A 13503-nucleotide genomic window follows, 5' to 3' on the forward strand; every position below is an offset into this window, starting at 1 on the left:
AGTCTAACGGTGCCAGGGAAAGCGAATGCGCCCGTGGGGGCTCGGGCGGCGCCTACAGCAGGTGCGCCGGGGTCCCCACGGGCAGGGTAAATCGGAACTCCGCGCCGCCGCCGCGGGCGCGGCCGACCGTGATGGTGCCGCCGTGGGCCTCGACGATGCCCTTGACGATATAGAGCCCGAGCCCCGTGCCACCGCGCTTGCTGCCCCGCCAGAAGCGGGTGAAGACGCGGTTCATGGATTCCTCCGGGATGCCGGGACCCTCGTCGCTCACGGTGACCGACGTGGCGGTGTTCTGTTCGTCTTCCTCTTCGCGGCGTGACACCGCGGGTGTGACGTCGATGGTGACGGTTCCCTCGCCGTGGCGCACGGCATTTTCGATGAGGTTGCTGAGCACCTGGTCGATCTTGTCGGGGTCCGCCCACAGCTCGGGCAGGGGCTGCTCGATACGGAGCAGGAAACGGTCCGCGGGCTGGCCCGCGGCGACATAGGCCTGGATGTGCCGGCCGACGGCCGCGCCCATGTCGACCGGCTGCCGGCGCACCTCCAGCCGTCCGGAGTCGATACGGGAGATGTCGAGCAGTTCGGCGATGAGCCGGGTGACCCGGTTCGCGTCGGCGTCGACGGTCTCCAGCATCAGCCGTTTCTGGTCGTCGGTGAAGCGTTCCCACTTGGCGAGCAGGGTGGCCGTGAAGCCTTTGACGGAGGTGAGGGGCGAGCGCAGCTCATGAGCCACGGTCGCGATCAGCTCGGCGTGGCTGCGCTCGGTGCGGCGCCGCGCCTCGGTGTCGCGCAGGGAGACGACGACCCGGCGGATCGGCCCGGTGGGGTACGCGCGCACATACCGGGCCGCGACGAGGACCTCGCGTCCGCCGGGCAGCAGCAGATTGCGCTCGGGCTGCCGGACCCGGATCGCGAGCCCGCCGTAGGGGTCGGTCAGCTGCCACCAGCGGCGGCCCTCCAGATCCTCCAGGGGCAGCGCGTGGTCGAGAGGTCTGCCGAGGGCCGCGGCGGCGGGGACGGCGGTGATGCGGGCGGCCGCGGCGTTGAAGCAGATCACGTGGCCGTGTTCGTCCGCGACCACGAGTCCGTCGGGGAGTTCGTCCGGGTCGATGCCGAGTTCGGCGAGATCACCGCACCGGGACGCGGGCGCGCGGTGCGCGTCCCGTGCTCCCGGAGCTCTGCTCGTGCCGACACCCATCCCCGTACCTCACCTCTCGTCCGGCGTGGGGAAACCTGCCTCCTCGCTCGAGCCGAGAGCTGGGGGGAGGGCCCCCGAACTCGCCACCCTACTAGCCGGTGGTGACGGAACGGCACCCTCCGTAGGCGCGCTGTGCCCGGGCGGAGGCATAGAGACATACGGCGGCGGCGGTCGCGAGGTTCAGGCTCTCGGCCTTTCCGTGGATCGGCACCCGTACGACCGCGTCCGCGAGCGCGCGCGTCTCCTCGGGCAGCCCCCAGGCCTCGTTGCCGAACACCCAGGCGGTGGGGGTGCCCATGGTGCCCTGGTCCAGTTCGTCGTCCAGGTCGCGGTCTCCGGCGCCGTCGGCGGCCAGGATCCGCACACCGGCCTGCTTCAGGCCCGCCACGGCGCGTTCGACGGGGACGCCGACGGCGACCGGGAGGTGGAAGAGCGACCCGACGGAGGCGCGGACGGCCTTGGGGTTGTAGAGGTCGACGGAGGCGTCGGTGAGGACGACGGCTTCGGCCCCGGCGGCGTCCGCGCACCGCAGCACGGTCCCGGCGTTGCCGGGGTCGCGGACATGGGCGAGGACCGCGACCAGCCGGGGACGCCCGGCGAGGATCTCGTCGAAGGGGGTGTCGAGGAACCGGCAGACGCCGACCAGCCCCTGCGGGGTGACGGTGGTGGAGATGTCCGCGATCACGTCCTCGTCCGCCAGGTGCACTCGGGCGCCGACGGCCCGGGCCTGCCCCACGATGTCGGCGTACCGGTCGGCCGCGTCCGGGGTGGCGAACAGCTCCACGAGCGTGGCCCCGGCGGCGGTGCTGTGCCCGGCGGCCTCGCGCACCGCCTGCGGCCCCTCGGCGAGGAACAGCCGATCCTTGCCCCGGAAGTTCCGCTTGGCAAGCCGTCGCGCCGCGCTGACGCGGGGCGAGCGGGAAGAGATCGGCTCGGGGGCGGCGGAGGGCATGTGTGTCACCTTCGGGAGTTCAGAAATCTCTGTTCGCCGACGGCCGCGCGGTGTGCGCGGTGCCGGTCGGCGAACACAGTCGGACCCGCAGGCTTGTGCAGCCTGCGGGTCCGTTCAGTCACGTCGGCTGGGCCGACGCGGCGTTCAGGCCGCCTTGGGGGCGTTCACGTCCGCCGGCAGCGCCTTCTGGGCGACCTCGACGAGCGTGGCGAACGCGCTGGCGTCGTTGACGGCCAGCTCCGCGAGGATCTTGCGGTCGACCTCGACGTTGGCCGCCTTCAGACCCTGGATGAAGCGGTTGTAGGTGATGCCGTTGGCGCGGGCAGCGGCGTTGATGCGCTGGATCCACAGCTGACGGAAGTCGCCCTTGCGCTTCTTGCGGTCGTTGTAGTTGTAGACCAGCGAGTGGGTGACCTGCTCCTTGGCCTTGCGGTACAGGCGCGAACGCTGACCGCGGTAGCCGGAGGCCTGCTCGAGGATCGCCCGGCGCTTCTTGTGGGCGTTGACTGCCCGCTTGACGCGTGCCACTTGTTAACTCCTTGTAGCGGGGCCGCGGTGGAACTCACACGGCCCGGAATCGATTGGGTCCCGGTGTTGACGTTCGGCGCTCAGGAGCGCCGCCGCGTCACTTGCCGAGAAGCTTCTTGATCTTCTTGGCGTCGGCCGGGGCCATCTCGGCGTTGCCGGTGAGGCGACGCGTCAGGCGGGACGACTTGTGCTCGAGCAGGTGGCGCTTGCCGGCGCGCTCACGGAGCACCTTGCCGGAGCCGGTGACCTTGAAGCGCTTGCTGGCACCGCTGTGCGACTTGTTCTTCGGCATAGCGCCGTTCTCTCCTCGTCGGTGGCGCTCCGGTGCCCGGCTGCAGAACCGGGCACGATGGAGCGTCTCTTGTATCGGTTACATCCTGGGACTGCCGTCCCGGGCTTTCCGGGGTCCGTACGTCCACCTCGCGGTGGTCCGTACGTCCGTACGTCCGGTGCTCCCCCGGGGCCTCAGCCCTGGGATCACGCCTCGGCGGAAGCCTCGGCCGGGGCCTCAGTGGTCTCGGCATCAGCGGCGTTCTGCGAGCGGCCGGGATTGGCCTTCGCCTCCGCCTTGCGGGCCTCCTGCGCCTGACGAGCCTCGGCCATCGCCTCGGTCTTCTTCTTGTGCGGACCGAGAACCATGATCATGTTGCGGCCGTCCTGCTTCGGGTTCGACTCGACGAAACCGAGGTCCTGGACGTCCTCCGCGAGGCGCTGCAGCAGCCGGTAGCCCAACTCAGGCCGGGACTGCTCGCGACCACGGAACATAATCGTGATCTTGACCTTGTCGCCCTGCTTGAGGAACCGGACGACATGACCCTTCTTGGTGTCATAGTCGTGCGGGTCGATCTTCGGCCGGAGCTTCATCTCCTTGATGACCGTGTGCGCCTGGTTCTTGCGCGCCTCACGGGCCTTCATGGCCGACTCGTACTTGAACTTCCCGTAGTCCATGAGCTTGCACACAGGCGGACGGGCGTTCGCCGCGACCTCGACCAGGTCCAGGTCGTACTCCTGCGCAAGCTCCAGGGCCTTGGCAAGCGGCACAATACCGACCTGCTCGCCACTGGGACCGACAAGTCGCACCTCGGGAACGCGAATCCGGTCGTTGATGCGGGGCTCGGTGCTGATGGATCCTCCTCGGTAGCACCATACGGCCGCCTGGCGGACAGCCGCGTATGTCCGGTTGACATAAGGACCAACCGTCGCGGCACATGAAAAATGCCCCGGACGGAACACAGGCGGGACTCCGAACATTCCGGAGCACCGCCGCGGTGACCGCGGGGCGCACTATCGGGCGACTCCACCGTCCGTACGGAACGGTGGTGGCCGCCTGACCGGTGACCCGCCGCCCCGAGGGGCGGTCAGGTGGGAGATCGGAGCCTCCACTTGTGGGCCGGGCACAGCCGTGCTCGGCCGGTCGTCACACAAGGCTAGCAGCTCCCCGGGAGAGGTGCGAACCGGCGTGCACCGGGCATCCGCGGCCCCGGCCACCGGGCCTCCCGCGCGCGGGAGGCCGCGCGCCGGGGCCTATCGTGTGAGGCATGAGTGACACCTCTCCCGAGGAGCCCCAGGCCTCCGCAGGTTCTCCGGCTGCCGCCGACAGTCCCGACTTCGACGCCATGGCCCGCGACATCGCGGAGGTCCCCGCCGTCGAGGTGATCGTGACCGTCGCCGTCAACCTGATGAGCGCCGCCGCCGTGAAGCTCGGACTGACCGAGGAGGGCGACAAGTACAAGGACCTGGACGAGGCCCGCAAGCTGGTCACCGCCCTCGCCGGTCTGCTCGACGCGAGCGCGACGGAGATCAGCTCCTTCCACGCGGCTCCGCTGCGCGACGGCCTGAAGTCGCTCCAGCTGGCGTTCCGCGAGGCATCGATCGTCCCGGACGAGCCGGGCCAGGGTCCGGGCGAGAAGTACACCGGGCCGGTCTACGGCTGATCCGGAGCGGTCTACAGCGGATCTGGCGCGGTCTGCGGCGGGTCCGGGCCGTCGGTCACGGCCGGCCCGGACGCCGTCGTCACGGCTGATCCGGACCCGCCGTCACGGCCGGCCCCGACGCCGTCGTCACGGCTGATCCGGGACCCGCCGTCACGGCCGGCCCCGACGCCGTCGTCACGGCTGATCCGGACCCGCCGTCGCGGCTGATTCATCCTCGTACGTACAAGGGCTCGCCCGGAGGCGTCACCCCGGCCGGCAGCAGTGCCAGGTCGAGACCACGCACCAGGCGGGCCCTCAGTGTCTCGTCGGCCGCCAGCCGGCCCGCCACGGCGCGCGCGGCCTCGGCCGGAGGCACCGACGCGTCGAGGACGAGCGCCACGGTCCCGTCGGCCTCGCCGGGACCGAGATGGGCGCGTACCACCGACGGCTCCGCGGCGACGGCGGCACGCACCGCCTCGCGCACCGCGGGGTCCGCGAGCGGGTCGACACTGGTGCGTCCCTCGGCGAGCGCCAGCAGCGCGGGGCCCGTCAGCTCGAATGCCACCGGCCCGGACATGTCCAGCACGATCGTGTCGGCCTGCTCGTGCGCCGCCGCCTGCAGGGCCCGGTGCAGCGGTACGGCGACGGGCCGGGCGGCGGGGTCCCAGCGCGCCAGCGCGTCCGTGGACGTGAACGCGGGCAGCGCCGTACGGCCACCGGCCCGGAGCGTCGGTACGGCCATGTCGCTGGTCTTCTCGCGGCGCAGGCCGTTCTCGTCCTCCTCCACCTCCCCGAGCACCGCGACGACGGGGACGAGGAGCCGTGCCCCCTTCAGCGCCTCCAGGACCGGCCCCACGGCCGCGCGGTCCTCCGCCCACGCGGCCAGCGCCGCGCTGAGCCGGGGGTCGGCCGCACCGTCGTCGTCGGAGAAGCCGGAGTCGGGAATGTTCTTGTTCGCCACGGTCACCGACCCTATCGGGGGGTCCCGGCCGGTCCGGTGCCGCCCCTGGCGTACCGCGGACACCGGTTCCACGCGTCTCACGGGTTTCTCAGGGCCCGCTGACACGGATCTCACCTCCGTCCAACGGCCCGCACAGCACCGGCCCCGAGCATCGCGGCCATGGAGTCCCACAGAGCCCCCCGTCGCCGCCGTGCCCGCCCCTCGCGACGCCGCCCGCTCATCTGGACGGCGCTGGCGTCGGTCGTGCTGGCCGCCGGTACGGTCGGCGCGACCGCGTATGTGAGGGCGCAGGCGCACGCCGCCGCGGGCGCCGTATCGTCGCAGTCGTCGGCGACGCCCCGGGCGTCGGCCTCGGCGACCCAGGAGGCATCGGTGGAACCTGCGGCGAAGCCCTCGGCGGACCGCGACGCGCTGTTGGCGAAGGCCATGAACGCCCTGCCCGTCGAGGGCGCCGCGGACGTCGCCGTGACGGTGCTGGAGACGGAGTCCGGTGAGAGCGCCGCGTACGGCGGCGACACCGCCTTCGAGACGGCCAGCATCGTGAAGGTCGACATCCTGGCGACGTTGCTGCTCCAGGCGCAGGACGCGGACCGGCGGCTGACCGGGCAGGAGCGGACGTACGCCACCGCCATGATCGAGGACAGCGACAACGACTCCGCGTCGGCGCTGTGGACGGCGATCGGGCAGGCGGACGGGCTCGACACCGCGAACAAGCGTTTCGGGCTGACGGACACCGCGGGCGGTGACGGTGCGCTGTGGGGGCTGACCCGGACCACGGCGGCCGATCAGCTCACCCTGCTCCAGCAGGTGTTCGGGGACGACTCGAAGCTGAGTGCGGCGTCGCGGACGTATCTCCAGGGGCTCATGGGCCATATCGCCGCGGACCAGCAGTGGGGTGTGTCGGCCGCCGCGGACGGCACACGGTGGGCGCTGAAGAACGGCTGGCTGCCGCGCAGCACGACCGGGCTGTGGATCATCAACAGCATCGGGCGGGTCACGGCCGACGGGCACGACTATCTGGTGGCGGCGCTGTCGAACGGCAACTCCACCAAGGAAAAGGGCATCTCGCTGGTGGAGGCGGCCGCGCAGGCAGCGGTCTCCGCGTTCGCGGACGACCCGGCCTGAACGCCGGGGCGGCCCGCTGTCAGAGTCCCTGGGGGCGTGTTCGGGAACGGCCACGCCACAGCACCACCGCCGCCGCCAGCAGTGCCACGCCCAGTCCGCCCGCCAGTGGGACCGCCCAGTCCGGGGAGTCCGTGCCGCCGCCGGCCGAGTCGGGACCGGGGCCGAAGTACCTGGTGGCGTACCCGGGCGCCCCGGGGTCCCCGGGCTTGAGCCTTGCCGCCGCCCTGACGGCCGCCGCGGGATCCACGAGGCCGAAGCCGCGGGCGTCGTCCCGGCCGCCGGTGGGGGCGTCGCGGGCCGTCTGCTCCAGGAGCCGCTTGATCTGGGCCGGGGTCAGGGCCGGCCGGCCCGCCTTGATCAGCGCGACGACGCCCGAGACGAAGGCGGAGGCCGCGCTCGTGCCCCAGCCCTCGTAGTACTTGCGGTCGGGGTCGGCTATGACGACGTCGACACCGGGGGCGCTGACCGTGGCGTACCAGCGGCGGGTGGAGAAGGAGGCACGGGTGTCGTTGCGGTCGACGGCGGTCGCGGCGATGACGCCCGGGTAGGCCGCGGGATACGAGATGTGGTCGCCCTTGTCGCCGCCGTTGCCGGCCGAGGCCACGACGACGACGCCCTTCTTCAGGGCGTACTGCACCGCCTCGTCCTCGGCCGCTTCGGGGTGCGCGGAGTCGGAGTCGTCGCCGAGGGAGAGGTTGATGACGTCGGCGCCGTGGTCGGCGGCCCAGCGGATGCCCTCGGCGAGGGCGTTGCCCCGGGTGTTGCGGGCCTTCGTACGGGCCGGATCGCCGTCCTCGAGGATGACGCGGACCGGAAGGATCTTCGCCTCGGGGGCGATGCCCATGACGCCGTCGGAGTCGCCGATGCCATGGCCGTGCCCGGCGATGAGGCCCGCCATGGCGGTACCGTGCCGCGCCCAGGGCCGGTCGCCGCGCTGGGCGCCGAAACCCACCATGTCCTTGCCGGGGAGCACGTTGCCCGCGAGGTCGGGATGGGTCGCGTCCACACCGGTGTCGAGGACGGCGACGGTGATGCCCCTGCCCTTGGTCGTCTGCCAGACCTCCTGGGCGTGCAGGGAGTCCAGGGCCCACTCCTGGGCTCGGATGCTGTCGGCGTACGCGACGGTCGACGGCAGCAGGGCCACGGAGCCGGCGAGCAGGACGGTCAGAAGGCGGGCACCGGTCCTGCGGCGGGTCGTGACGACGCCTTCGGCGGTGGTACGGGGGCTCGTGGCGGGGTTCATGACGGCTTCTCCGTGGCCGCGGTGACGCTCTTGTGGAGGGCGGCGGCGATGCGGTCGGCGAGGCCCGTCGCCTCATAGCCGAGACCCGCCTGGGCCGGGGCCGTGGTCGCGCCGGCCTTCATGGCGTCCACGGCGGGCTGCGGTTCGGTGACGGTACGGCCGTCGGCGAAGCCGGAGACGCCGTAGACGACGACGGGCAGGTCCGTGCGGATCGAGATCGTCCAGGAGGCGCGCTGGTCGTCGCCGAAGCCCGCCGCGACGGTGCCCTCGGCGGCGTAGGGGCGGGGCATGAGGTCGGTGCGCCGGTCGAGGCCCTCGTTCTTGAAGCGGCGGGCGAGGGCGGTCATGGCGGCGGAGTCGGCCCGGGTGAACAGCAGGCCGACGGTGGTGACCTCGCTGCGGGTCGCGTCCGTGTAGGTGGCGCGCAGCAGCCGAAGACAGCCGGCGGGGGCGAGGGCCTTGCGCAGCAGCGGGTCGAAGGCGTCCGCGCAGCCGCCGTCGGGGGCGACGGCGACGCGTGTCCAGGTGCGGTCGGCGCCGCCGGGGCCGGCGCCCGGGCCGTGCACGGTGGGCGGGAAGAGCTGGTCGACGGGCGCGTCGTGCCAGAGACTTCCGGCGACGGCGTACGCCCCTTGCGCGCCCTCTCCGGAACCGTCGCCGACGAGCCAACTGCCGGTCACGGCACCGCCGATGAGTCCGAGACCGAGGACCAGGCAGACGGCGGCCCCGGCGGTGCGGGGGCCCACCAGGATGCCGAGCAGCCGCGGGCGCGCGGTGTCGGCGTCGCGGATGTCGGGTTCGGCGAAGGTGACGACGGGGCGCGTCGGGACGACGCGGCGGGCCGTGTCGGGGCCGGACCCCAGGCGCGCGGTGGTCTCGACGATGCCCTCGGCGGGCAGCGGCGACGCGGGGGCCGTCCCGGCGCCCGGCAGGGACACGCCCACGGTGGGCGGCGCGTCCGGGAAGCGCGAGGAAGGCACCGGCGGGGGCGGGGTGCCGGGCCGGGCCTGCCGGTCGAGCCGCGCGGACCGGGGGTGGGCGGCGGCACCGCGCGCGTACGCGTCCGGCGCTCCGCCGGGGGCGCCGGACGCCGGGGCCGTCGTACCGCCGGGCGCCGGGGCCGAGGGCCGGGGCGCCGTACCGCCGGAAGCCGGGGCTGCCGTAGCACCGGACGACCGGGGCGCCGTACCGCCGGAAGCCGGGGCTGCCGTAGCACCGGACGACCGGGGCGCCGTACCGCCGGAAGCCGGGACTGCCGTAACGCCGGACGATCGGGGCGCCGTACCGCCGGAAGCCGGGGCCGACGACCGGGGCGCCGTACCGCCGGAAGCCGGGGCCGACGACCGGGGCGCCGTACCGCCGGAAGCCGGGGCCGAGGGCCGCGAGCCGGTCGCGCCGATCCGGAAGGGCCGCGTGGCAGCGCCGGGGCGGGTGGGCGTGTCGACGGGGGCGGACCCGCCCGGCGCACCGTTCGCACCGGCCCGTTCGAAGGAGGCGGGCGCGTCCGTCCACGGCGACGCCCCGTTCGCCGGGGCCGACGGCGCGGAGGCCGATGGGTGACCGGCGGGGCGGGGCGGAGTCGTGCGCGTGGCGGGCCGCTCCTGGGGTGCCGGGATCCTCTGCGGCGGTCCGCTCGGCCGGGGCGGCGTGGCCGGGCGGGCGGAGGCTGGTGCGGTGCCCGGCACGGGCGGCTGCTCCGGGCGCGGCGGGACCTCGGCGCGGTCGCGCGGCCCCGGCACGGGCGGTCCCTGCTGAGCGGGCGGCGTGGACGCCGTGCCCGGCGGGCTCGCCGGGCGGGGCGGATGCGGGGGGCGCGGAGGGATGGAGGCGCGACGCGCTTCCGTGCTCATGCACCCCCCCGTTTCGTTGTGGCCGGGCCGCCCCGGTCTCCCAGGGAGTTCGACCGCCCGTCGGGAGCGGTCCGTACGCGCGATGCGGACGCGCCGCCCGTCCCTGGGCAGGCATACCCGCGTGGCCGGACACCCATCCCCCGACACATACGGCTGGGCAACGCCCGTCGCTCATCGCGTGCGCGTCACTCTACGGGCTGATGCCCTTCGAACGGGAACCAGACGCCCGCACCGGGGCATCTGCCCGGATCGTCCCCCTACCCTGCGGAATTCGCGTCTGGCAGGCTTCGTTCATGACTGCCCGCGCCGCAGACCGGGCCCGCTACGACCGGGCCACCGCCCATCTCGACGCGCCTGTCGCGATCGTGGACCTGGAGGCGTTCGACGCGAACGCCGACGATCTTCGCCGCAGGGCCGGCGGCAAGCCGATCCGGGTCGCCAGCAAGTCCGTGCGCTGCCGTGCCCTGCTCGAACGGGTCCTGGCTCGGGAGGGCTTCGCGGGCATCATGTCCTTCACGCTCGCCGAGTCCCTGTGGCTGGCCCGGTCCGGCTTCGACGACGTACTGCTCGCCTATCCGTCGGCCGACCGCAGGAGCTTCGCCGAGCTGACGAGCGACCCCAAGCTCGCCGCCTCCGTCACGGTGATGATCGACGACCCGGCCCAGCTGCGACTCATCGACGACGCCCGCGAGGGCGGCACCGAAGTGGTGCGTGTCTGCCTGGAGTTGGACACCTCACTGAAGCTGCTCGGCGGGCGGGTGCGGGTCGGTGCGCGGCGCTCGCCGCTGCACTCGGCCGCCCAGGTCGCCGAGATGGCCCGGGTGGTCACGCGCACCCCCGGCTTCCGGCTGGTGGGCCTCATGGCCTACGAGGGCCATGTCGCCGGCGTCGGTGACGCGGTGGCGGGGCGGCCGGTGCGCTCCCGGGCCGTCCGGCTGATGCAGGCCACGGCGCGCAGGGAGCTGGCCGGTCGGCGTGCCGAGGTGGTGCGTGCCGTCCGGGCCGTGGCGCCGGACCTGGAGTTCGTCAACGGCGGCGGAACAGGCAGTGTGCAGTACACGGCCGCCGAGGACGCGGTGACCGAGATAGCGGCGGGCTCGGGGCTGTATGTGCCGCGGCTGTTCGACAACTACACCTCCTTCCACGGCCGGCCGGCCGCGCTGTTCGCCCAGCCGGTCGTACGCCGGCCGGGGGTGGGCGTGGTGACCGTGCTGGGCGGCGGCTACCCGGCCTCGGGAGCGGCGGGACCCGACCGGCTGCCCGTCCCGTATCTGCCCGAGGGACTCGTCTACGACCCCCAGGAGGGTCCGGGCGAGGTGCAGACGCCGCTGCTGGGCGCGCCCGCCGACGACCTGCTGATCGGCGACAAGGTGTGGTTCCGGCACGCCAAGGCGGGCGAGCTGTGCGAGCGCTTCGACGTGCTGCATCTGGTGGAGGGCGAGGAGGTCACCGCGACCGCGCCGACCTACCGGGGCGAGGGACACACCTTCCTGTGAGGACCGCCCGGCCGTGAGGGTCCGCGGCCGCCAGGACGACGGCCGCGAGCCGACCCGCCCCCTCCTCACAGCGGCGTGACGTACGCGCCCGAGATGCCGCCGTCCACCAGGAAGTCGGTGGCGTTGACGAAGGAGGAGTCGTCGCTGGCGAGGAACGCGACGGCCGCGGCGATCTCCTCGGCCTCGGCGAACCGCCCGACAGGGATGTGCACCAGGCGGCGCGCCGCGCGCTCGGGATCCTTGGCGAACAGCTCCTGCAGCAGCGGGGTGTTGACCGGCCCGGGGCACAGCGCGTTGACCCGGATGCCCTCGCGGGCGAACTGCACGCCCAGCTCCCGGGACATGGCGAGCACGCCGCCCTTGGAGGCGGTGTATGAGATCTGCGAGGTGGCCGCGCCCATGCGCGCGACGAACGACGCCGTGTTGATGATGGACCCCTTGCCCTGGCGGCGCATGTGGGGGATCGCGGCCTTGCAGCACAGATAGACGGAGGTCAGGTTGACCTCCTGGACCCGCTTCCAGGCCTCCAGGCCGGTCTCCAGGATGGAGTCGTCGTCGGGCGGTGAGATGCCGGCGTTGTTGAAGGCGATGTCGACGCTGCCGTAGGTGTCGTGGGCGGCCTTGAAGAGCGCTTCGACCTGGTCGGCGTCGGTGACGTCGACCTTCACGAACAGCCCGTCGACCTCGTCGGCGGCGGCCTTGCCGCGGGTCTCGTCGATGTCGCCGCAGACGACGTGGGCGCCCTCGGCGGCGAGCCGGCGCGCGGTGGCGAGGCCGATGCCGCTGCCGGCCCCGGTGACGACGGCGGTCCGGCCGGCCAGGCGGCGGCAGATGATGTCGGATGTCTGCGAGGTCACTGTGCGGAGCCCTCCGTGCTGATGAAGACGTTCTTGGTCTCGGTGAAGGCGGTCAGGGCGTCCGGACCGAGTTCACGGCCGATCCCCGACTGCTTGAAGCCGCCGAAGGGGGTCCAGTAGCGGACGCTGGAGTGGGAGTTGACGGACAGGTTGCCCGCGCGGACGGCCCCGGAGACCCGCAGCGCGCGGCCGACGTCCCGGGTCCAGATGGAGCCGGAGAGTCCGTACGGGGTGTCGTTGGCGAGGCGGATCGCGTCGGCCTCGTCCTCGAAGGGGAGCACGACGGCGACCGGCCCGAAGACCTCCTCGACGGCCACGCGCGCGTGCGGTTCGACACCGGTGAGGACGGTGGGCGGGAACCAGAATCCGGGGCCTTCGGGAGCCTTGCCGCGGATGCCGGGGGCGTCGGCGTCGACATAGCCGCGGACCCGTTCCAGCTGGGTCCGGGAGATCAGCGGGCCCATCTGGGTGCTCTCCTCGGCCGGGTCGCCGACCACGACCGCTTCGATCGCGGGGGCGAGCAGGTCGAGGAAGCGGTCGTAGGCGGAGCGCTGGACGAGGATGCGGGTGCGGGCGCAGCAGTCCTGGCCGGAGTTGTCGAGGAACGACATGGGGGCGGCGTTCGCGGCGGTGTCGAGGTCGGCGTCGGCGAAGACGATGTTGGGGCTCTTGCCGCCGAGTTCGAGGGTGACGCGCTTGAGGAGGGCGGAGCCCTTGGCGAGCACCTGTCTGCCCACGGTCGTCGACCCGGTGAAGACGATCTTCGCAACGCCCGGGTGCTCGACGAGTGCGGCCCCCGCGACGGGACCGTGGCCGGGCAGCACCTGGAACAGTCCGTCCGGCAGGCCTGCCGCAAGGGCCAGTTCGGCCAGGCGCAGGGCCGTGAGCGGTGTCGTCTCGGCGGGTTTGAGCAGCACCGCGTTGCCGGCCGCGAGCGCCGGGGCGGTGCCCCAGGCCGCGATCGGCAGGGGGAAGTTCCAGGGCGCGATGACGCCCACCACGCCGAGCGGTTCGAGGATCGTGACGTCCAGCCCGCCCGGGACCGGGATCTGCCGTCCGGTGAGCCGCTCCACGCCCCCGGCCGCGTAGTCGAGCAGATCACGGACGTTGCCCGCCTCCCAGCGGGCGTTGCCGATCGTGTGTCCCGCCTCGCGGACCTCCAGCCACGCGAGTTCTTCGAGGTGCTCGTCGACGGTCACGGCGAACCGGCGCAGCAGCCGGGCCCGGTCGCCGGGCGGCAGCGCCGCCCAACGGGACTGCGCCCGCGCGGCGCGTACGACGGCGGCGTCCACGTCGGCCGCGGTGGCGGCGAGGACGGTGGCGACGACCTCCTCGGTGGCCGGGTTGAGTACCTGCAGCTCATGCTCGTTCGGCACGAAA

13 protein-coding genes are annotated in these 13503 nt (G+C 73.2%); 3 read left to right on the forward strand and 10 right to left on the reverse strand.

The window, feature by feature from the left end; translation table 11 throughout:
* Nucleotides 1–52: 52 nt before the first annotated feature.
* The 5 genes from ACFY2Z_RS33095 to infC form a co-directional block, all read right to left on the reverse strand.
* A complete protein-coding gene (locus ACFY2Z_RS33095) occupies nucleotides 53–1198 on the reverse strand; it encodes an ATP-binding protein (protein ID WP_390747741.1) in 1146 nt (381 codons plus the stop codon).
* Between the two features lie 91 nt (nucleotides 1199–1289).
* Nucleotides 1290–2150 carry a TrmH family RNA methyltransferase gene (locus ACFY2Z_RS33100; RefSeq protein ID WP_390747742.1) on the reverse strand — a complete coding sequence of 287 codons (861 nt, stop codon included), beginning with the start codon at nucleotides 2148–2150 and terminating at the stop codon, nucleotides 1290–1292.
* A 144-nt stretch (nucleotides 2151–2294) separates the two neighbouring features.
* Nucleotides 2295–2678, reverse strand: a complete 384-nt coding sequence (gene rplT, locus ACFY2Z_RS33105; protein ID WP_311699166.1) for a 50S ribosomal protein L20 — start codon at nucleotides 2676–2678, stop codon at nucleotides 2295–2297.
* Between the two features lie 97 nt (nucleotides 2679–2775).
* On the reverse strand, nucleotides 2776–2970 hold the full coding sequence (gene rpmI / locus ACFY2Z_RS33110; protein WP_055470308.1) for a 50S ribosomal protein L35: 195 nt from the start codon (nucleotides 2968–2970) through the stop codon (nucleotides 2776–2778).
* Nucleotides 2971–3155: 185 nt separating this feature from the next.
* Entirely contained in the window at nucleotides 3156–3803 is a 648-nt protein-coding gene (gene infC / locus ACFY2Z_RS33115) for a translation initiation factor IF-3 (protein WP_311699183.1), read from the reverse strand.
* A 413-nt stretch (nucleotides 3804–4216) separates the two neighbouring features.
* Here infC and ACFY2Z_RS33120 point away from each other — a divergent pair, with 413 nt between their 5' ends.
* Nucleotides 4217–4612, forward strand: a complete 396-nt coding sequence (locus ACFY2Z_RS33120; protein WP_390747743.1) for a DUF1844 domain-containing protein — start codon at nucleotides 4217–4219, stop codon at nucleotides 4610–4612.
* A gap of 208 nt (nucleotides 4613–4820) precedes the next feature.
* On the opposite strand, the gene ACFY2Z_RS33125 is transcribed toward ACFY2Z_RS33120, so the two are convergent.
* Nucleotides 4821–5552, reverse strand: a complete 732-nt coding sequence (locus tag ACFY2Z_RS33125) for an SseB family protein (protein ID WP_390747744.1) — start codon at nucleotides 5550–5552, stop codon at nucleotides 4821–4823.
* A 159-nt stretch (nucleotides 5553–5711) separates the two neighbouring features.
* Between ACFY2Z_RS33125 and ACFY2Z_RS33130 the strand changes: the two genes are divergently transcribed.
* Nucleotides 5712–6677, forward strand: coding sequence for a serine hydrolase (locus ACFY2Z_RS33130; protein ID WP_390747745.1), 966 nt, complete (start codon nucleotides 5712–5714; stop codon nucleotides 6675–6677).
* Between the two features lie 19 nt (nucleotides 6678–6696).
* On the opposite strand, the gene mycP is transcribed toward ACFY2Z_RS33130, so the two are convergent.
* Both mycP and ACFY2Z_RS33140 read right to left on the reverse strand, forming a co-directional pair.
* On the reverse strand, nucleotides 6697–7920 hold the full coding sequence (gene mycP, locus ACFY2Z_RS33135) for a type VII secretion-associated serine protease mycosin (RefSeq protein ID WP_390747746.1): 1224 nt from the start codon (nucleotides 7918–7920) through the stop codon (nucleotides 6697–6699).
* Nucleotides 7917–8900 carry a hypothetical protein gene (locus tag ACFY2Z_RS33140; protein WP_390747747.1) on the reverse strand — a complete coding sequence of 328 codons (984 nt, stop codon included), beginning with the start codon at nucleotides 8898–8900 and terminating at the stop codon, nucleotides 7917–7919. The genes mycP and ACFY2Z_RS33140 overlap by 4 nt, the downstream gene beginning before the upstream one ends.
* A 1163-nt stretch (nucleotides 8901–10063) precedes the next feature.
* On the opposite strand from ACFY2Z_RS33140, the gene ACFY2Z_RS33145 reads away from it, so the two are divergent.
* Entirely contained in the window at nucleotides 10064–11266 is a 1203-nt protein-coding gene (locus ACFY2Z_RS33145; RefSeq protein WP_390747748.1) for an amino acid deaminase/aldolase, read from the forward strand.
* 65 nt (nucleotides 11267–11331) lie between these two features.
* Here ACFY2Z_RS33145 and ACFY2Z_RS33150 read toward each other — a convergent pair whose 3' ends face one another.
* Together ACFY2Z_RS33150 and ACFY2Z_RS33155 are read right to left on the reverse strand one after the other, a co-directional pair.
* Nucleotides 11332–12123, reverse strand: a complete 792-nt coding sequence (locus ACFY2Z_RS33150; protein WP_390747749.1) for a 3-oxoacyl-ACP reductase — start codon at nucleotides 12121–12123, stop codon at nucleotides 11332–11334.
* On the reverse strand, nucleotides 12120–13499 hold the full coding sequence (locus tag ACFY2Z_RS33155) for an aldehyde dehydrogenase family protein (protein WP_390747750.1): 1380 nt from the start codon (nucleotides 13497–13499) through the stop codon (nucleotides 12120–12122). Before ACFY2Z_RS33155 ends, ACFY2Z_RS33150 begins: the two co-directional genes overlap by 4 nt.
* Between the last annotated feature and the right edge of the window lie 4 nt (nucleotides 13500–13503).

It is taken from the genome of Streptomyces sp. NPDC001222, assembly GCF_042896945.1.
In the GTDB taxonomy this organism is placed as follows: Bacteria; Actinomycetota; Actinomycetes; order Streptomycetales; family Streptomycetaceae; genus Streptomyces; species Streptomyces gibsoniae.